Below are 17,981 nucleotides of genomic sequence, written 5' to 3'. Positions count from 1 at the left end.
CATATTTATCCTCCAACTTTAAAGGCAGCCTCATCACACAGATATGCCTGATATTGTATTTCGCGCACGCACTCATTTGCAATTCCAGACTTGTAATGACTCGCAAACGAATACTGACCAATATACTCAAATAATTTTTTATCAAATAGCTCAACTGCGCGCCGCGCAGTGCAGACCGCACTTATAACAACAGGATCAGGAAGAGACAGCAAGTCGATACGACCAAGCATCTCTAGTACTCTCCGAACGTCTAAACGCACTTGTTCAATATATATCTTTTCGTTATCAACTATTTCGCCGCACCCGATTACTGTAATGGCGTAGTTCAATACCCCAAAAACAGCAGCACATTTGGCGGCATCTTGGCGACGAGTCACTGCTTCAGCCCTCTTACCTTGCTCATTCGCTATACTCCATGCGGCCCATATTGAAACAATTGCCCCGATTGCTTGAACCCAACCAGCAAGCTCAGATTTACTTAAGTCGAACAGAGCAATCACATAACACAAAGCGATCAATAAGACGGCGTTCTGCACCGAGATCCAAGGTTTAAACCAACCGTTTCCAGACATTCCTGAATCACTCCTTTTTCAATCATCGCAATATACCGGCGAATACCTCCTATGTCCTCACAACTAAAGAAAAAACCCTTCGATTTCAAAACCCAATACGGATTCGGCTTCAAGCCTCAGGACGATGAGATCGTTGTCGACTTCTTCTGTGGCGGCGGTTCCGGGCTTCGGATAAAGGGGATCGATCTAATTTCCCTACTCAAACGTGCGCTTTTGGCCGGTTAGCGACGGCTAAGTCTCGACCGTCGCTACGCATACTCAAACCTCAGTTTTGTCCGCTATCTCCAAGGCATCATCGACTTCAATTCCCAGATATCGATGGCCGTCCAGCTTTGTATGGCCGAGCAGCAGTTGAACCGCTCGCAGATTCTTCGTCCTGCGATAGATCAACGTTGCCTTCATACGCCTAATTGTATGAGTGCCATACAATGCTAGATCAAGGCTAACGGCCTCCGCCCAGCCTTTGACGATACGAGCGTATTGACACGTGGATAGATGATCTGAGGTATGCAGCTTGCCCAGAAAAAGGCGGTCCTCGCTGCGGAGTTGTGCCTGATGTATCCAGGCCGCGATAGCAAACCGTGTTTGTTCCGTGATCTCGACCTGCACGGGCCGCAGCGTCTTTTGCTGCATCACCATGGCTCTTGTTGATAAATCCTCGCTATGGGCGACGTCGCGCACGCGAAGCTTGATTAAGTCGCAGGCCCGAAGTTTGCTGTCAATGGCCAGATCAAAGAGCGCAAGATCGCAGGTTCATTCTGCAATTTAAAGCCTTACCCGGATGGCCCAGATATCTCTCAGTCTGAATGGAGCTTTCTGACCAATCGGTTTTCCTTCGTTACAGGGCAGATCGCTACGGGTAGCGACGATATTCATGACATGTCCTCCACGTATGGAAGGATAAGGATGGCTAACCAGAGTGAAGGGTCGTTAGTCGGCCAGAAGAGAAGGGAGGAACTCGGCTTCAGTCCCCTGCTCAGAGGAAATTTTCCAATATATTCAAAAAGCCAAGGGCTATTTATTGACATAAAAAATAATGATGCTTAGCTGTGAGTAATGCGTGACTAACCCGAGGGAGCGCCATGACCGAACAGGGAGTTGAAATCGCACAAATATCTTTTTTTCTGGCAAGAGAAAACAAAACAGCCGACTCCATGCTTGATCAAAAAAAAGATGTTTTAAAAAACTTGTCAGCAAGAGAGTTTAGATTCTCAATCAATGGCACAGATTGTCAGTTTATTTACTTTGAAACTTCGACTACAAAATCAAACCCACCATGGCTAAATTTCATCAACGAAAAGCTTCCTTCAGGCGAAGGACCACTTTTCAGCGCAAAAAGCAAAAATCCAAATGGGATTTTATTTTTAACCGTTAATAATAGAGTTTTTGCCGCTACCTTTGGGCGGAGTGCCGTAAGCTATCTTGATCGCGATGCTTTTGAACCAGACTTTGGTATAAAAACAGCTATGAATATGTGTGGCAACGAAGAAATACGTCAGACAAAAAGTGAGAGCCACGCAATAACACCAACACATATTGACAGGCAGGTGAACAAGCCGGTTGATTCTTTCGCTTTTGGTCTCAGTGAAGCAGAAGACCTGAGATATATTTCAGCTAACATGAAAAACCACAAAAATATAACCCTTCAAGGCCGGAACAATTTAACAATAAAAATCATTGGAAAGGAGAAGCTAAACTGGCAAATACTAATCGACTATTGTGAGGATTTTTTACTGGCCTATGCAAGCAAGGAGTACGCTAAGTTATTTCCAAACTACAAGCATTTTGATGAGGCAACGGAAACAGAAAGTAACGCACTAGACGAGCTTTTAGTCACTCAGTTGCGCTTAAAAAATACGAACAACATTAGCCTAGGAATTCCCGAGGTCCTGATTGATCCAGATTATGGCTTTGCCTATTCGAACCATAAAAAAAACTCTGATAGGACTTATGCATACTTAGATATTTGTCAAGTTTTTGAACATATGGCATTTGACAAAATAACGCCCGAAAAACTTAAATCAAAATTCATTTATGCATATTCATATGAAGAAGATCAGGTGCTAGGGTATAAAAAATGGCCCCTGTACAACTGCCTATCTTTCGAGCACAGCCTAGGGGGTAAATATTTTGTATTAAGCGACGGAAAATGGCTGGAGGTAGATAACGACTTCTATACTGAAATAACCAATTTCACCAAAAATACGCTCCATGAAGAGATAAGCGAGGAGATTTATAGAGGGATAGATATCAGTGATGACGTAAAAATGCAGAACAGAGAGAGCATATTTAATAAAAAATATGTGAAATACGCCCCTCATGCGTACTGTTTGATCAAGCAAAACTTCAAATCGGCTCAGGTCGCAAAGACAAAGAATTTTGTGACATTCTAGATCTTACCAACGATAGTATTATTCGAATCATCCATTGCAAGCCATATAAAAACTCGTCATCAACAAATTACCTATTTTCACAAGCTCAATTCTATTGCCATGCATTTATTAACGATCAATTTTTTCTAAGCGAGATTAGGGCTCATATAAACACTTCTACCAGCACAAAAAAATCAGACTATTTAGATTATATAAAACCAGACATAGCGAACATACATGGCAAGGACTATATTGTTTGCCTTTGGCTGCTATATGATCAGCGCTTAACTGTTCCCGCCAAAACTGAAATACCATTAATGGCGCAATATGAGTTGAAACTGATGCATGAGCATTTGCGCAACACGTGTAAGTTTCACGATGTCATAATAAGGTTTATTCCAGTTATTAAGAAAAATTATGTCAAGGACATTTCGCATCAGTAAGAGAACGAAGCACACGATCGGATGGCGGCTATTGGCCGATATCGAACTCTCTCGACTACCCGCATCAGGTCGGGAACGACAACAAGCTGCTTTTGGAGGCCCTTGAACCGGCATTCAACTGAACGGCAAAAATAACGACTTCAACCCTACAGATCAGGGCCTCATAAGATTCGGCAAAACCACCCCCTCCCCCAACCTCTCCACCCCCAACCTCACCCTCTCCCCCCCCTGCTCAATCACCACCCCATCCCCCTCCACCGCCACCAACTTCACCCCAGGCCCCACCCTCTCCCCCTGCAAAAAACTCCTCGGCGGCCCGTCGTTCAAACTCAAAATCGCCACCGCCCCGCGACTCCCCGCCATCACCCCGCTCACCTTGATGTCCATCGGCGCCGTCTGATTGGAAAACCACTGCAACGCAGGGCTATCACTGCGCGCGGCGAGCATTTGCGGTGGGGCCGGTGGGGTGTGGGATTCGGCGGAGGTCAGGAGTAGCGACGACCAGGTCACGACGCCGACCAGGGCGGCGAGCAGTGCGAGGGCCTGGACGGTTTGCGGGGGGGAAATGCGGGTGGTGAGCATCATGGGCTGAATCTCCTTTTTGTCCCTGCTGACAGGCTACGCGGCAATTCTCACGGTTTTATTTCACACGTCTTACATGTTGGCCGTGCAGGATGTTTTTTTGGGACGGGGCAGGACGCAACGGAGTGCGCAACCGATGAATGTGGGCAAGCAACAAGGTTTTACGCTGATCGAGCTGATGGTGGTGCTGGTGATCATCGGGATTGCCAGTGCGGCGATCAGTCTGAGTATCAAGCCGGATCCGCTGCAGTTGCTGCGCAAGGACGCCGAGCGTGTGGCGCAGTTGCTGCAGGTGGCGCAGGCGGAGGCGCGGGCTGATGGCCGGCCGATTGTTTGGGTGAGTGATGGCAAGGGGTTTCGGTTTAGTCGGCGCGGTGACGGTGGTCGGGGTTTTGAGCATTTCAAGGATGATCCGCAGTTGCGGCCGCGCAGTTGGCAGAGTCCGAAACTGGAGGTGCGGGTGGAGCCTAAGCAGAAGGTGGTGCTTAACGCCGAGTGGATCAATCCGCCGCTGCAATTGACCTTGTCCGATGGGCTTAATCGGCTGAGTGTGCTGCGTGATGCCAGTGGAAGGATCAGTGTGCAATGAACGATCAACGGGGCTTTACCCTGATCGAGGTGATGGTCGCGATTCTGCTGATGGCGGTGGTCAGTTTGATTGCCTGGCGCGGGCTGGACAGTGTGACGCGGGCGGACAGTCATTTGCAGGCGAGCAGTGAGCAGAGTGACGGTTTGTTGCGGGCGTTGAATCAGTTGCAGCGTGATGTGGATATGCGTGCGGGTGTGGAGTTGAGTGAGCCGAAGAAGGTTGGCGTGGATGATGAGCCGCCGAGTGCGCCGCCTGCGTTGACGGTGCGGAGCAGTGATAGCAAGGGGTTTCGGCTGGATATCATTCGCAGTGCGGCGGATCAGCCTGGGGCGTTGCAACGGGTGCGTTGGTGGGTCAAGGGGGATACGTTGTATCGGGCGGTGGCTGAGGCGCGCAGTCGTTATCCGTTGCCGGCGCCGGGGGTTGGGGTGGCGGTGTTGCAGGGTGTGAGTGATGTGCAGGTGCGGGTTTGGGAGGTGGATAAGGGGTGGCGGCAGTTGAGTGGGAATCGGCGGGAGGATCCGTTGGGGTTGGAGGTTCGGTTGACGCGGGAGACGGCGCAGGGGGTGGAGCGGTATCGGCAGGTGATGGGGCCGCTGCAATAATCTGAATCACTGCAAAAACCTGTGGGAGCGGGCTTGCTCGCGAATGCGGTGGGTCAGTTGATGATGGTGTGGTTGAACGGGCGCCTTCGCGAGCAAGCCCGCTCCCACAATTGGATTGGGTTTGGTTAGTTGGGGAATGGTTGGTTTGTGAGCTGTCATCGCTGGTAGAGGCCAGCACCCACAAGCCGGTAGATATTGGTCGGCTGTCGGGCCGTCATCGCGAGCGGGCTCACTCCTACAAGTGGATGGTATGCAGTCTGAGAGAGATGAGTTGGCTGGAAGGCCGCCTTCGCGAGCAAGCTCGCTCCCACAGGGGGTGGTGGGTTTGGTGGGATTGGGTTAGCTGAGGACGACTACGCCGCCGGGTAGTTCGGTGCATTTGACGCCGTAGGCGTCGCGGATCAGCAGGGCGACGCCGGCGAGTTGGTCGAGGCTGAAGCGGGCCTGGACGCGGCGTTGGCCGAGGTCGCGGTTGAGCAGCAGCAACATGCCGGGGCGGTAGCGGTTGATCTCGTCGATCATCTGGCTGAGGGTCGCGCCGTTGAATACCAGCACTTGTTGGCGCCAGTTCATCACTGCGGCGGTGTCGACGCTTTGTACTGCGCCCACTTGCTGCGCGTCGTAGGTCAGTTGCTCACCCGGCTGCAAGCGCAGACTGCGGCCATCGACATTGACGTCCACAGAGCCATCGAGGCAAGTCACACAGACTTGTTGATCGGTGTTACGCAGGTTGAACCGCGCCTGACTCGCCCGCAACCACCCGCCCCCGGCCTGCATCGCCAGTGGCAACCGCGCGGTCTGTACTTCGACTTCGCCGCTGACCAATTCGAAACCCTGCACACCATCATCGCCGGAGCGCTGGTTGATGCGGGTTTGTGTATTCAGTTCCAGGCTCACGCCATCGGCCGGTTCGACCCGGCGCTGCTCGCCGACTTCAGTGATGTAATCGGCGCCGAGGCCACCAAAGCCTCCGGGAATCGTCCCGCGCACCAGCAGAAACGCCGCCGACGCAGCAATGGCGCCACCGAGAAACGCCCGGCGACCGAAGCGCCGAGGCGATTGCAGCATTTCAGCGGCAGGCTGCAGGTTGTGCCACAACACCTTGGCCTCTTCGAAAGCACGGGCATGTTCGGCGCTTTGCGCGCACCAGTCGCGCAACGCCCGGGCGTCGGCCACGGTGGCGCGGCCCGAGGTCAGCAAGATCAACCAGTCGTGGGCTTCGTTGTGCAGATTGTCGGCCGCCGATGGCTTGGCAGGTGTCAGTCGAAAGATGTTCAAACGCGCAGGTTCTCAACGAATTGATCGGGCACTATTCAGATGACGGTTTTCCGGCCCCGCGACCGAACCGCTGAAACACTTTTCTTTCCAGTTTCGCTGCGCAGTGCCCCAACGCGGCTTTGATTTCCTTCTCGACCATGCGCGTGGAAATGCCGAAGCGCTGCGAGATTTCCAGGTGCGGCGCCTCCTCCAGCCGCGCCGCGATGAAGATTCGGCGACGTCGTGCAGGCAGCTCGTAGAGGGCACTGAGCAGCGACTGGATTTCCTTTTGTCCCCCGACCACTCGCGCCGGATCCAGCGCCTCGTCGCCGACTTGCAGCAACTCTTCGACTTCCTCGCCGGTGAGCAGGCGCGCATCGGCCTGACGGCGGTCGGCGGCGATGTTCAGGGCCATGCGATAGAGGTAGGCGTTGGGCCGCAGCAGGTTCGGCGGCGTTTCCATGCGGTCGACCCGCAGGTAGGTTTCGTGCAGCACGTCGTTGGCCAGGTCTTCCGAGCCGAGACGCCTGCGCAAGCGCACCCGAAAGTCCTCGTAGGACGTCAGGAACAGCTGGACCATCGAACCTTGTCCGGTGTCTTTCATCCCCCGGAAACTCCTTCCCATTTGGTGCATTCCATGCGTTTCCCTGACGACTCCGGTAACAACAGCAACGTGACCGGCTGACGCAACGCGCTGGGCGTCGGCCGGTCGATCCTGAGATTGCGAAAGCTCTCCACCAGCGCGGTATCGCGCCGTTCATCACCGGTCGAAGTGACCAACCGGTTGTGCTGCACCACGCCGTCACGCCCGACCCAGACCTGCAACACCGCGCGATAACTGCCTGGGCGAGTCAGCGGCGAACGGCACAGGTTGCGCTCGATCGCCGCTTGCACGGCGGTGGCGTAGCTGCGACTCACGGCGGCGCTGGCCGGCGTGGGTTTGTCCAGGGCCGACGGCACGTCCTCGACCTGCGCCACTTGCAAGGTGAACGCATCGTCGCGGGCGTAACGCGCCATCAGGCCACTGCCGCCGAGCAAACGGCGCAAGGCGTCGGCAGCGGTGTATTCGCCATCGACCGCCAATGAGCGCCGGCCACGACTCAACTGACTGTCGACCAGCACCGCCACCCCGGTGGCATGGCTGTACTGATCCAGCGCCCGGGCCAGGTCTTGCGCCGGAATGTGCAGCGTCATGCGCAAGTCGGCCGGCACCGGTTCAGCTGTTGCCGCTCCGCTCAACCAGCCAAGCAGCAGCCCCAGACTCACCCGGCGCACAAGAGTCGCTGAACGCTGAAGACCGTCCCTGGAACTGCCTCGCTGCACGGCTGACGTACCCCTGAAAACCGTCATCCTGATGGCTGTTTATGAATCTGGTGTGACGGGCGGTGCAAAAAAACCATCACGGGATTCGCGCAAGGCTTGCACTAGACTGCAATCAGAGAACGGCCGCTTCGGGCCGGCCAGGAGGCTTGCATGAAATCACTGTGGAAATTCGCCCTCGGCGGGCTGCTGCTGAGCGCCTTCGCCAGTGCCCACGCCGAACAGCCGCTGGGCTGTGTGGAGGTGACGGTGGGCGGCTACAAGGCGCCGAATTACGATTGCCTGAGTCAGCAGATGGGCAACAATCCGGAAGGGGCTGCCGCTGCGGAAAAGAATCAGGAAGCACTGAATGTGCCGGTGAACAAGCGGCCACCGAATCAGGTCGGGCTGGCGACACCGGCGGCGACCAGTACGCGGATGGGGAATACGTTCGGGACGTCAGTCAAACCGCAGCGCCCACCGAATTAGGGAAACATCAAAGTCAAAAGATCGCAGCCTTCGGCAGCTCCTACATGGGATCGAATGTAGGAGCTGCCGAAGGCTGCGATCTTTTGATCTTCAGTCACTTTGGGTCTGACGAAAGCTCACCGCCCACCGAACTGAAGACCAAACTTTGTGGCGAGGGAGCTTGCTCCCGCTGGGGTGCGCAGCGCCCCCAAATCTGCCGAACCGGTTTTAACTGACAGACCGCATGCAAAGGTTTTGCGGCTGCTGCGCAGCCGAGCGGGAGCAAGCTCCCTCGCCACAGGGTTTTGTGCACGTCAGTCGCTTGGGGTTTGGCGGAAGCTTACTGCGAGGCGATTCCAGCTGTTGATGGTGGTGACGGCCATGGTCAGATCCACCAGTTCGGCCTCACTGAACTGAGCTTTGGCCTGCTGGTAAACCTCGTCCGGCACATGACTTTCCGCCAACAGCGTCACGGCCTCAGCCCAGCCCAGGGCGGCGCGCTCGCGGGGATTGAAAAAGCCGCTGTCGCGCCACACCGCGATCGCATACAAACGCCGATCACTCTCCCCGGCCCGCCGCGCGTCCACCGAATGCATGTCGGTGCAGAACGCGCAGCCATTGAGCTGCGAGGCGCGGATCCTGATCAGTTGCAACAGCGGCGCCTCGATGCTCAGGTCGCTGGTCAGCGCCTCCATGGCGATCATCGCTTTCATCGCCTTGGGCGATGCGTTGTAGTAGTCCAGACGCGGGGACATGGCAGGTCTCGGGAAGCGGAATGATGAGTTCACGGTATGCGCTGATGCGCTGGCGTTACAGCCCCAATTCCACGGAATATCGCTACACCACTGAAAGCCCGGCCACACAAATCCCCTGTAGGAGCTGCCGAAGGCTGCGATCTTTTGACTTTGTTTTTTTATAAACAAAAGCAAGATCAAGAGATCGCAGCCTTCGGCAGCTCCTACAGGGATTGGGGCCAATTTGGGGATTTTCCGCTGCGCATCTACTGACGAACAGGCAAAGCGGAGTAATCTGGCGGGCATTCAATTCGCCCCCCGGAGCCGCGTCGGTATGGAACTTCACGTCGTGATCAATGGCCGCAAGGACCTCGCCGGCCAGCTGTACAACCAGCTGCGCGGCGCCATCGAGTCCGGGCGTCTGGCTGCCGGTACGCAGTTGCCGCCCAGCCGTCTGCTGGCCGAGCAACTGGGGATCTCGCGCAAGACCATTTCCGACACCTACGCGCAGCTGACTTACGAAAATTTCCTCACCGGGGTGATCGGCAAAGGCACCTACGTCAACGCCCGCCCGGCGCAGATTCAGCGCAAGCAAAGCCACACCGAACTGGCCAGCGCCGAGGTGATCGAGCGCTGGCGCAATCTCCCGGTATTTTTGCGCCACCCGTCGCTGGAAGGTTCGTTGCGCTATGACTTCATCGGCGGCGCCACCAGCAAGGGCCAGTTCCCGCATGACGACTGGCGCCGCTGCGTGTCGCACGCGATGCGCCAGATGGCCGGGTCCAAAGGCTTCTACAGCGTGCCCGAGGGTCTGCCGGCGCTGCGCAATGCGATTGCCCGGCACATCGCTTTTTCGCGCGGGATCAACTGTCAGGACGAAGACATCGTGGTGTGCAACGGCGCGCAACAGGCGCTGGACCTGATCACCCGCGTGCTGATCAGCCCCGGCAGTCGGGTGGCGATGGAAGATCCGGGGTATCCGCCGGCGCGCCTGCTGTTCGGCACCCACGGTGCCGAAGTGGTCGGGATCCCGGTGGATGCCGAAGGCATTGTGGTGGAACAGATTCCCGAGGGTACGCGGCTGATTTACGTCACCCCGTCGCACCAGTTTCCGTTGGGCATGCCGATGAGCCAGGCGCGCCGCGAGGCCTTGCTGGCCCGGGCGCATGAGCTGGGCGCGATCATCATCGAGGACGACTATGACAGCGAGTTCCGCTACGAAGGGCGGCCGACGGACTCACTGTTCAGCCTCGACCAGCGCGGCATCGTGGCCTACGTCGGCACCTTCTCCAAGACCCTGCTGCCGGAGCTGCGCCTGGGTTACGCGATCCTGCCGCCGGCGATCCTCGAAGCGGTGATCCGCGCCAAGCAACTGACCGACCTGCACGCCTCGACCCTGCCGCAATGGGCGCTGGCCAAGTTCATCGCTGAAGGTTGCCTGCTCAAGCATATTCGCCGTTGCCACGCGATTTACGCCCAGCGCCGCGAGCGGATTCTGGCACGCATGGCCACGGATCTGGCGCCGTGGCTGGAGGCGATACCGCCCAGTGCCGGGTTCCACATGGCGGTGCTGTGCAAGGTGCCGATCGACCTGCCGCTGGTGATCGAACTGGCGAAAAAAGTCGAGGTCGGGCTGTATTCCATCGACGGATTCCATTACCAGCAACCGGTGAAGAGCGGTCTGTACTTTGGCTTCGGTGCGATTGAAACCCTCGACATCGACACCGCTCTGGATCGCCTGCGCGACATTCTGCAACAAGTGGCGTGAATCATTGGTCTGGGCGATTAACCGCCGATTGGTTATTGGTGATCACGGGGTGCAGGCCTATTCTGCACTGGCGTTATCCCTCAATGAGCAGGATTCGTCCGGCCTGATTCAGGAGTGTGAGCAATGTCCAACGAAGTGATCAACACCGTCCAGGTGCGCGCCGCCGCCGGCCGTTCGGAAGAACTTGGCCGGCAGTTGCAGAAGATCGTCGACACCCTGCGCCAGACACCGGGCTGCGACGCCTATATGGTCGACCGCTGCCCCGAGGACAGCCAGCGCTGGACCGTGAGTGCGCGCTGGCAGTCGGAAGCGGCGATGCAGGCGCACTTCAACCGGCCTGAGGCGCAGGGCTTTATCGATCTGATCGATAGCCGGTTGGCCAATAGCGTGGATTTCAACAGTTTCCCCATCGTCTGATCTGCCCCCTTCGCGAGCAAGCCCGCTCCCACATTGGAATGCGATCAACTGTGGGAGCGGGCTTGCTCGCGAAGGCGTATTCCGCCGCACCGCCGCACTGCTGATTGGTCACCCGATCTTCCCGAATATTGGCCGTTTGAATACCCCGCCCCGCAGACTACTGTGATCACCACCCCCTCCTCCCACAGGTGATCCGCCATGAAAGCCCTGCACCTCTTCACCGCCGTTCTCGCCCTGTCCCTGTCTGCCGCTGCGCTGGCCCACGACCCGTCCGAGAAAGTCACGGTCCTGCAAGACCAGATGCTGAAAAACGCCCCCGGCAAGAAAGCCATGATGATCGAAGTCGATTACCAGCCCGGCCAATCGTCCATCGCCCACAAACACGACGGCACCGCCATGGCCTACGTGCTCGAGGGCGAAGTGATTTCCCAGGTCAAGGGCGAACAGGCAATCACCTACAAGAAGGGCCAATTCTGGTACGAACCGGCCGGCTCCGAACATCTGGTGTCGAAAAACGCCAGCCAGACCAAACCGGCGAAGTTGCTGGTGTTCATGGTGTTGGCCCCGGACGAGCAAGTGCTGATCCCCTTGAAAAACTGATGGTTGTTTGCACAGCCATAAATAAAAAGGCGCAAAACATCGTTTCGCGCCTTTTTATTTCCCCAGGCAATTAACCGATTCGACTTAAAGCAAATAAAACTATCGCACGATCATTAGCGGGGAAATTGTCAGGTTATTTACAGCTTGGCGGGTTTAGTCTGAGTTAACTGTCGTGCGCTCATCACAAACAGCCGCGACAACAATGACTTTCGACTGAAGTTGCTTCACGGGAGACTCACCATGAAACTTGCGTTTGCCAGCACCTTGGCGATATCGGTTTTAGCCTTGTCCGCCTGTTCAGTACCCACCGCGCCACAAGCGGTCTCGTCCCTCGATTCCCTGTTCACCCAACCGGTCGGGCGCAGCAGCGCCGCTCAGGTGAAAAGTGGTCCCGGCGTGTCGTTGGGCGTGGTCTACAGCCCAAGCACCCAGACCAACCGCGAATACCTGCGTAACTACCAGGCCAACGCCGGCACCGGTTTCGGCCAGAGCCTGCTGGTGCAGCCGATCCACGACGCCTACGTCGCCACCTCAAAACCCGACATGGCGGTGGACTGGGTCAAGGCCTCGCTGCAACGGCAGTTCGGCTCGGTGACGGTGTACCCGGACATGCAGAGCCTGCGTGCGGCTAACCCCGATGTGGTGGCGATCGTCGATACCCACAGCCAGTTGATCACTTCACGCAGTTCCGACATCAAAGCCGATGTCAGTGCGGATTTTTATGATGCGAAGTTGAACTACATCGGTACGGCGAAAGGTTCCGAGGCGAAAGAGTTGACGCCGGTATGGGCGGACTTCAAACGTTCGGAAGAGATCGTGGCCGATATCAATCAACAGGAAGATGTACAAGTCAGAGCCTTGCAGAAGTTTGACCAGTCGCTCAGTAATTTATTGACCAGACCGACAGATAAAGTGTCGATGCTGGATAACAAACAAGCACCTGACTTGTATTGATCCAGAGGGCCTCTTCGCGAGCAAGCTCGCTCCCACAGGGGGAATGCATTTCAAATGTGGGAGCGAGCTTGCTCGCGAAGGGGCCAGACCAGGCAACACAAACCCACAGACATAAAAAAGCCCCGGCATCTCACGACACCGGGGCTTTCTCATTCAACCACTACTTACGCCAGTTCAAGCTCGGCATTCACAGCAGCTGCAGGCACTACCGCTTGCCCACTCAACGCCAGGTCGAGCAGTTCGCGGTTGGCAACGGCGTACATGGCGTAGTCGGTGCCGCTCGCAGCACGGATTTCCACCAGCATGGCGCGCCAGCGCTCGATCATGCCTTCGTGCTGTTCCATCCACAGCGCCAGACGTGCTTCCACATCCAGTGTGCCGTCGCCCTGTTGCAGGACGGAGATGGTGATCGCACGTTGCTGCCAGTCCACGTCATCACGGAACGCTTCACGGGCCAGGGCCTGCCAGTTGTTTTCAACCGGCAGCGCGCTGATCTGTTGCAGGTACCAAGTGATGTCCAGCGCACTGCCCACGGCGAAGTAGGCCTTGGCCACTTCGGCAGGGTTCTGCCCGGTCACGTCGGAGGCTTCGATGATCGGCAGCAGGGTGTACAGGTGCGAGGTACCCGCCACCATACGCGCCAGCAACTCCGGAACACCGGCCGCGACGTAAGCCTGATAACGCGCCTGCCAGTTTTCGCGGATTTCGCCGCTCAGCAGTTCGTCGAGTTTCAGACCCAGCTCCTTGAGGTGCGGACCGAAGTGCGCCACATCACGGGCAGCGTTCTGCTCGTTGCGACGGGCACGCAGGAACCAGCGCGTAGCGCGACGGCCCAGACGCATCAGCTCGTCCATCAGCTCCAGTTGCACGTCAGCGCTGACCTGGTAGTCCAGCGCTTCAATCTGACGGAACCAGTGCGGGAGGTGGAAGATGTCGCGCACGATCACGTAAGCGCCAGCCACGTTCGCCGGGCTCATGCCGGTCGACTCTTTGAGTCGCTGAACGAAGGTGATGCCCATGTGGTTGACCAGGTCGTTGGCGATCTGGGTGCTGACGATCTCGCGCTTCAGACGGTGACGACGCATGGCTTCGGAGAACTTGCTGACCAGGGTCGGCGGGAACGCCGTTTCCATGTCGCGGGTCAGGTAGTCGTCGTCCGGCACCAGCGAGTTCAGCAGCTGTTCCTTGAGGTCGATCTTGCTGTACGAGATCAGCACCGACAGCTCGGGACGGGTCAGGCCATGGCCTGCCGCAACGCGCTCGTTGATCTGCTCTTCGGTCGGCAGGAACTCGATGGCGCGGTCCAGCTTGCCACGGCCTTCCAGATCGCTCATCAGACGCTTGTACTCGGCAATGCGCTCGTAGGCACGACGCGCCGCCAGGGACAGAGCCTGGGTCTGCTTGTAGTTGTTGCCCAGCACCAGACCACCGACTTCGTCGGTCATGCTCGCCAGCAACTGGTTGCGTTGCTTGTCGGTCATGTCGCCGGCTTGAACCACTTCGTTCAGCAGGATCTTGATGTTCACTTCGTGGTCGGAGCAGTCCACGCCACCGGCGTTGTCGATGAAGTCGGTGTTGGAACCGCCGCCATTGAGACCGAATTCCACACGACCCAGTTGGGTCATGCCGAGGTTACCGCCCTCGCCCACCACTTTGCAGCGCAACTCGTTGCCGTTCACGCGCAGCGCATCGTTGGCCTTGTCGCCCACGTCGGCATGGCTTTCGGTGCTGGCCTTGACGTAAGTACCGATACCGCCGTTCCACAGCAGATCCACCGGAGCCTTGAGCAAGGCGTTCAGCAGTTCGGTCGGGGTCAGCTTGTCGGCCTTGATGTCGAAGCGCTCTTTCATCTGCGGCGAGATGGCGATGCTCTTCGCGCTGCGCGAGAAGATGCCGCCGCCTTCGGACATGATGCTGGTGTCGTAGTCGGTCCAGGCCGAACGCGGCAGGTCGAACATGCGCTGACGCTCGACGAAGCTGGTCGCCGGGTTCGGGTTCGGATCGATGAAGATGTGCATGTGGTTGAACGCGGCCACCAGTTGCAGCTTGTCCGACATCAACAGGCCGTTACCGAACACGTCACCGGCCATGTCACCGACGCCGACCACAGTGATGCTGTCTTCCTGAACATTGATGCCGCGCTCGCGGAAGTGGCGCTGTACGCCGACCCACGCGCCCTTGGCAGTGATGCCCATTTTCTTGTGGTCATAACCGGCGGAACCACCGGAGGCGAACGCGTCACCCAGCCAGAACCCGTAGTCGATGGCGATGCCGTTGGCGATGTCGGAGAAGGTTGCAGTGCCCTTGTCCGCAGCCACGACGAGGTACGGGTCATCGTCGTCATGACGCACGACGTTGGCCGGCGGCACCAGCGCGCCGTCTTTCAGGTTGTCGGTGATGTCCAGCAGACCGGAGATGAAGATGCGGTAGCAGGCGATGCCCTCGGCCGCGATCTCGTCACGGCTGCCGCCCAGTGGCAGACGACGCGGCAGGAAGCCGCCCTTCGCACCCACCGGCACGATGACCGAGTTCTTCACTTGCTGGGCTTTCACCAGGCCGAGGACTTCGGTACGGAAGTCTTCTTCACGGTCGGACCAGCGCAGACCTCCACGGGCAACGTTACCGAAGCGCAGGTGCACGCCTTCGACGCGTGGCGAGTAAACGAAGATTTCGAACTTCGGTACCGGCTTCGGCAGCTCTGGAATCGCGTGCGGGTTGAACTTGAAGCTGAAGTACGACTTGTTCTGGCCGTTGGCATCAGTCTGATAGAAGTTGGTGCGCAGGGTGGCTTTGATCAGGTCCAGGTAGCGACGCAGGATGCGGTCTTCGTTGAGCACCTGAACGTCGTCCAGTGCGGTCAGAATCGCTTGTTCCAGACGCTGCTGCTTGTCTTCCAGATCATCGCTGCCCAGCTTGCGCGCCAGGTAGAAACGGGTCTTGAACAACCGGGTCAGCTCGCGAGCGATGTCGGTGTGGTTGTTCAGGGTGCTGGCGATGTAACCCAGGTCGAAGCCCAGACGAATCTGCTTCAGGTAACGGGCGTAGGCACGCAGCAGCGCGACGTCGCGCCATGGCAGACCGGCGGTCAGCACCAGACGGTTGAACGCATCGTTCTCGGCATCGCCACGGACGATGTGGACGAATGCATCCTGCAGGGTGTCGTTGAGTTGCTGGATGTCCAGCTCCAGACCTTCAGCCGCGGTGAACGCGAAGTCGTGGATCCAGAACTCGCGGCCATTGGTGTGACGCAGACGGTACGGGAACTCGCCCAGCACGCGCAGGCCGAGGTTTTCCAGAATCGGCAACACGTCGGACAGCGCCAGCGGGGTATCGGCGTGGTACAGCTTGCAATGCAGCTCGCGTTGGCCGGACACCTGGCCCAGCGGCTGATAGAAGCTCATCACCAGCGGATTTTTTTCGTTCAGGCTCAGCAGGTGCTGCATGTCGACCACGGCCGAATGCGCCGCGAAACGCTCGCGGTAGCCGGCCGGGAAGCCTTTCGGGAAGTCCGCCAGCACGTTGGTGCCGTGGGCTTCGCCGAAGCTTTCGACGGTCAGTGCGGCGTAGTCGTCCTGCCAGCTGCGGCAGGCCTGTACCACTTCTTTTTCCAGCAGCAGCGGGTCGATGTCGATGCGGTTCTTCGGATCGACGCGCAGGATCAGTTGCACGCGAGCCAGCACGGACTCGGAGAAGAAGGTCCAGAACTCGCAGTCGGTGGCCTTCAGGCGCTCCATCAGCACCTGCTGGATCTTCTGGCGCACTTCGGTGGAATAGATGTCGCGCGGCACGTAGGCCAGGCAGTAGCAGAAGCGACCGTACGGGTCTTTGCGCAGGAACACGCGGATCTTGTTGCGTTCCTGGATCTGCACGATCGACATCACGGTGCTGAACAGCTCGTCGACCGGGGTCTGGAACAGGTCGTCACGCGGCAGCACTTCGAGTACCTGCGCCAGTTCCTTGCCCAGGTGAGCCTTGGACTGGAAGCCGGAGCGGCGTTCGATTTCTTCGACCTTGCGACGGATGAACGGAATGACCCGAACGCTCTCGCCATACACCGAGGAGGTGTACAGGCCCATGAAGCGGTGTTCCTTGATGACGTTGCCGTCGGCGTCGATTTCACGGATCGACACGTAGTCCGGGTAGGCAGGACGGTGTACGCGGCTCGGGTGCGCAGCCTTGGCGAACGACAGCAGGGTCGGTTCGCGCAGGTAGTTCACCGCGTAGTCTTCGATGTGACGGTCTTCGTCGGTCAGACCGGTGCGCAGCAGTTTGGTCAGGCCGAGGAAGGAATTCTGGTCGTATTCGATATGACCGCCATCGGCCTGATCGACAACGGTGAACTCTTCGTAGCCGAGGAAGGTGAAGTGGTTGCCCACCAGCCATTCCAGGAAGCTCTTGATTTCAGTCTTTTCGTCGGCATCGACGGCGAATGCGCTGTGATCGAGCTTGGTGAGGATCTCCTGCACCTTGGCCTTCATCGGCTCGAAATCAGCGACCGCGACGCGCACTTCACCGAGCACCTGCTCCAGCTCTTTGCTCAGCACATTGAGTTCGGCCGCGTTGGCGCAGCGGTCGATTTCCAGGTACATCAGCGACTCGTGCAGCACGCCTTCGCCGGTGCTGCCCTTCGGCAGAATTTCCAGCAACTCGCCCTTGCTGCCACGACGTACGCTGAGCACGGTGGTTTGCAGGGTGTGGATGCTGTAGCCGCGGCGGTTCAGCTCGGTGCGGACCGAGTCGACCAGGAACGGCAGGTCGTGGTGCAGCACCTCAACCGCGGTGTGGGTCGACTGCCAGCCATGACGTTCGTAATCGGGGTTGTAGACGCGCACTTGCGGTTGCGCGTGATCGAAGCGCTCAAGCAGGCGCCACGCAGAAAGAGTACAGCCAGCGAGGTCGGAGAGGCGACGTTGAGTCAGCTCGTCCAGGGAAATGATGCCGAAGAATTGTTCAGCAAACAGCGCCACTTGTGGCAGTGCCTGTTCACTGATGTGCTGCGCCAGTGCCGCTTGCAGTTGGTGCTGGAAGTCGGCTTTGCTGGCTGCGGTGAAGAACGCCATCTGTGGTACTCCGCTTGGGGCTTGTTATTGATGGAAAGCGTCGCTTGCAAAACCCCTTTCGGGGCCTCCGTCGCCCTGTTCCTGATTCTCGGGCAGAGGAAACAGGGTGACAGGTGGGTGAAGCTGGACACGACACTCAGGTCACATTCACCTTCCATTGAATGAGCATCTGCAAAAACGACTGTCAGGGCTGCCGACAATGCCTTTACGGGTGCTCATCCGTTGCGCAGCTTAATGGGTGCGACAATGTGTCTGCTTGCG

Annotated in this window: 14 protein-coding genes and 2 pseudogenes; 8 read left to right on the top strand and 8 right to left on the bottom strand. The window is 57.6% G+C overall.

Features of this window, described 5'->3' with window-relative positions:
• Positions 1-5 precede the first annotated feature (5 nt).
• Both AC27VU_RS07335 and AC27VU_RS07330 read right to left on the bottom strand, forming a co-directional pair.
• Positions 6-572, bottom strand: coding sequence for a hypothetical protein (locus AC27VU_RS07335; RefSeq protein WP_488723780.1), 567 nt, complete (start codon positions 570-572; stop codon positions 6-8).
• Between the two features lie 258 nt (positions 573-830).
• Positions 831-1,337 (bottom strand): annotated as a pseudogene (locus AC27VU_RS07330) (tyrosine-type recombinase/integrase).
• 317 nt (positions 1,338-1,654) lie between these two features.
• Here AC27VU_RS07330 and AC27VU_RS07325 point away from each other — a divergent pair.
• A pseudogene (locus tag AC27VU_RS07325) lies at positions 1,655-3,387 on the top strand (DUF6119 family protein).
• A 153-nt stretch (positions 3,388-3,540) separates the two neighbouring features.
• Here AC27VU_RS07325 and AC27VU_RS07320 read toward each other — a convergent pair.
• The gene (locus AC27VU_RS07320; protein ID WP_488723779.1) at positions 3,541-3,972 is read right to left on the bottom strand and encodes a type II secretion system protein N; all 432 of its coding nucleotides are present in this window, start codon (positions 3,970-3,972) and stop codon (positions 3,541-3,543) included.
• 133 nt (positions 3,973-4,105) lie between these two features.
• Here AC27VU_RS07320 and gspH point away from each other — a divergent pair, with 133 nt between their 5' ends.
• Both gspH and AC27VU_RS07310 read left to right on the top strand, forming a co-directional pair.
• Positions 4,106-4,558 (top strand): type II secretion system minor pseudopilin GspH, encoded by a 453-nt coding sequence (gspH, locus tag AC27VU_RS07315; RefSeq protein WP_488723778.1) that lies wholly within the window; start codon positions 4,106-4,108, stop codon positions 4,556-4,558.
• Positions 4,555-5,163, top strand: coding sequence for a type II secretion system protein GspJ (locus tag AC27VU_RS07310; protein WP_488723777.1), 609 nt, complete (start codon positions 4,555-4,557; stop codon positions 5,161-5,163). The genes gspH and AC27VU_RS07310 overlap by 4 nt, the downstream gene beginning before the upstream one ends.
• Positions 5,164-5,502: 339 nt before the next feature.
• On the opposite strand, the gene AC27VU_RS07305 is transcribed toward AC27VU_RS07310, so the two are convergent.
• Genes AC27VU_RS07305 through AC27VU_RS07295 form a run of 3 tightly spaced genes read right to left on the bottom strand, consistent with a single transcriptional unit; the run spans position 5,503 to position 7,686 of the window.
• On the bottom strand, positions 5,503-6,441 hold the full coding sequence (locus tag AC27VU_RS07305) for a FecR family protein (RefSeq protein WP_488723776.1): 939 nt from the start codon (positions 6,439-6,441) through the stop codon (positions 5,503-5,505).
• Between the two features lie 31 nt (positions 6,442-6,472).
• Positions 6,473-7,024 carry an RNA polymerase sigma factor gene (locus tag AC27VU_RS07300; protein ID WP_262142560.1) on the bottom strand — a complete coding sequence of 184 codons (552 nt, stop codon included), beginning with the start codon at positions 7,022-7,024 and terminating at the stop codon, positions 6,473-6,475.
• Complete coding sequence (locus tag AC27VU_RS07295) at positions 7,021-7,686, bottom strand: secretin and TonB N-terminal domain-containing protein (RefSeq protein ID WP_488723775.1); 666 nt, start codon at positions 7,684-7,686, stop codon at positions 7,021-7,023. The genes AC27VU_RS07300 and AC27VU_RS07295 overlap by 4 nt, the downstream gene beginning before the upstream one ends.
• 207 nt (positions 7,687-7,893) lie before the next feature.
• Between AC27VU_RS07295 and AC27VU_RS07290 the strand changes: the two genes are divergently transcribed.
• Positions 7,894-8,208: a hypothetical protein gene (locus AC27VU_RS07290; protein WP_201137405.1), complete on the top strand. Its 315-nt coding sequence runs from the start codon at positions 7,894-7,896 to the stop codon at positions 8,206-8,208.
• 293 nt (positions 8,209-8,501) lie between these two features.
• On the opposite strand, the gene AC27VU_RS07285 is transcribed toward AC27VU_RS07290, so the two are convergent.
• Positions 8,502-8,942 (bottom strand): carboxymuconolactone decarboxylase family protein, encoded by a 441-nt coding sequence (locus tag AC27VU_RS07285; RefSeq protein ID WP_003225663.1) that lies wholly within the window; start codon positions 8,940-8,942, stop codon positions 8,502-8,504.
• A 313-nt stretch (positions 8,943-9,255) separates the two neighbouring features.
• Between AC27VU_RS07285 and pdxR the strand changes: the two genes are divergently transcribed.
• The 4 genes from pdxR to AC27VU_RS07265 all read left to right on the top strand — a co-directional run bounded on the left by pdxR (position 9,256) and on the right by AC27VU_RS07265 (position 12,660).
• Positions 9,256-10,689: a MocR-like pyridoxine biosynthesis transcription factor PdxR gene (gene pdxR / locus AC27VU_RS07280; RefSeq protein ID WP_003225666.1), complete on the top strand. Its 1,434-nt coding sequence runs from the start codon at positions 9,256-9,258 to the stop codon at positions 10,687-10,689.
• 123 nt (positions 10,690-10,812) lie between these two features.
• Positions 10,813-11,106, top strand: a complete 294-nt coding sequence (locus tag AC27VU_RS07275) for a putative quinol monooxygenase (protein WP_003225668.1) — start codon at positions 10,813-10,815, stop codon at positions 11,104-11,106.
• Between the two features lie 198 nt (positions 11,107-11,304).
• Positions 11,305-11,706: a cupin domain-containing protein gene (locus tag AC27VU_RS07270; protein WP_103520890.1), complete on the top strand. Its 402-nt coding sequence runs from the start codon at positions 11,305-11,307 to the stop codon at positions 11,704-11,706.
• 240 nt (positions 11,707-11,946) lie between these two features.
• Complete coding sequence (locus tag AC27VU_RS07265; protein ID WP_488723774.1) at positions 11,947-12,660, top strand: ATPase; 714 nt, start codon at positions 11,947-11,949, stop codon at positions 12,658-12,660.
• Positions 12,661-12,824: 164 nt separating this feature from the next.
• Here the strand turns inward: AC27VU_RS07265 and AC27VU_RS07260 are convergent, their stop codons facing one another.
• The gene (locus tag AC27VU_RS07260) at positions 12,825-17,720 is read right to left on the bottom strand and encodes an NAD-glutamate dehydrogenase (protein WP_103486383.1); all 4,896 of its coding nucleotides are present in this window, start codon (positions 17,718-17,720) and stop codon (positions 12,825-12,827) included.
• Between the last annotated feature and the right edge of the window lie 261 nt (positions 17,721-17,981).

This window comes from Pseudomonas sp. 14P5.3.2, assembly GCF_057799175.1.
Note: the sequence above shows the minus strand (reverse complement) of the source record. Positions and strands in the feature narration are given on the sequence as shown.

Excerpts from the sequence above, each read along its gene's own strand:
- AC27VU_RS07335 (WP_488723780.1), bottom strand. The coding sequence starts at position 572 with ATGTCTGGAAACGGTTGGTTTAAACCTTGGATCTCGGTGCAGAACGCC.
- AC27VU_RS07320 (WP_488723779.1), bottom strand. The coding sequence starts at position 3,972 with ATGATGCTCACCACCCGCATTTCCCCCCCGCAAACCGTCCAGGCCCTC.
- gspH (WP_488723778.1), top strand. The coding sequence starts at position 4,106 with ATGAATGTGGGCAAGCAACAAGGTTTTACGCTGATCGAGCTGATGGTG.
- AC27VU_RS07310 (WP_488723777.1), top strand. The coding sequence starts at position 4,555 with ATGAACGATCAACGGGGCTTTACCCTGATCGAGGTGATGGTCGCGATT.
- AC27VU_RS07300 (WP_262142560.1), bottom strand. The coding sequence starts at position 7,024 with ATGAAAGACACCGGACAAGGTTCGATGGTCCAGCTGTTCCTGACGTCC.
- AC27VU_RS07290 (WP_201137405.1), top strand. The coding sequence starts at position 7,894 with ATGAAATCACTGTGGAAATTCGCCCTCGGCGGGCTGCTGCTGAGCGCC.
- AC27VU_RS07285 (WP_003225663.1), bottom strand. The coding sequence starts at position 8,942 with ATGTCCCCGCGTCTGGACTACTACAACGCATCGCCCAAGGCGATGAAA.
- pdxR (WP_003225666.1), top strand. The coding sequence starts at position 9,256 with ATGGAACTTCACGTCGTGATCAATGGCCGCAAGGACCTCGCCGGCCAG.
- AC27VU_RS07275 (WP_003225668.1), top strand. The coding sequence starts at position 10,813 with ATGTCCAACGAAGTGATCAACACCGTCCAGGTGCGCGCCGCCGCCGGC.
- AC27VU_RS07270 (WP_103520890.1), top strand. The coding sequence starts at position 11,305 with ATGAAAGCCCTGCACCTCTTCACCGCCGTTCTCGCCCTGTCCCTGTCT.
- AC27VU_RS07265 (WP_488723774.1), top strand. The coding sequence starts at position 11,947 with ATGAAACTTGCGTTTGCCAGCACCTTGGCGATATCGGTTTTAGCCTTG.
- AC27VU_RS07260 (WP_103486383.1), bottom strand. The coding sequence starts at position 17,720 with ATGGCGTTCTTCACCGCAGCCAGCAAAGCCGACTTCCAGCACCAACTG.